Source organism: Halohasta sp. A2 (assembly GCF_056175805.1).
On the sequence record NZ_JAQFWV010000215.1, the window covers coordinates 1 to 428 of the forward strand.

Annotated in this window: 2 pseudogenes; both read right to left on the reverse strand. The window is 56.1% G+C overall.

The window, feature by feature from the left end:
• Positions 1-138, reverse strand: a pseudogene (locus O2S87_RS18850) (RNA-guided endonuclease TnpB family protein); the annotation flags it as partial.
• A 3-nt stretch (positions 139-141) separates the two neighbouring features.
• A pseudogene (locus tag O2S87_RS18855) lies at positions 142-428 on the reverse strand (IS701 family transposase); the annotation flags it as partial.

A 428-nucleotide genomic window follows, 5' to 3' on the forward strand; every position in this document is an offset into this window, starting at 1 on the left:
TTGACTGTACGTGATCGAGCGATATTTCTGCGGAGCCTTCCACTTCAGTTCGCCGACGCGGTAGCCGTTCTCCTTCCGTCCCTTCAGTGTCGAGAGGTTGTCGTACAGTCGTTGGACGACTTTTTGACTTGACTTCGCACGTTAGACGAAGATGCCCTCGATTTGTTGCATTAGCTCGTCGGTACTTCGGTTCGGTCTGTTGAGTGCCCAGGAAAGGAGATTTTCGACGCCTTCACGGAAGGAACGTTTGATATCGGCACGAAGCGACGCTGCGTGACCGAGAATCGTTCCAAGAGCGCTGTGTGCAGCACCCAGCTTAAGGAGGCTGTAGGCCAGCATCAGCAGGTGCCAGTGCCGACTGGCACCTGCGGCATGCCGGAGCTCGCAGTCGCCAAAACCGAGGTCCTGCTTGGTGTCTCTGAAGAACG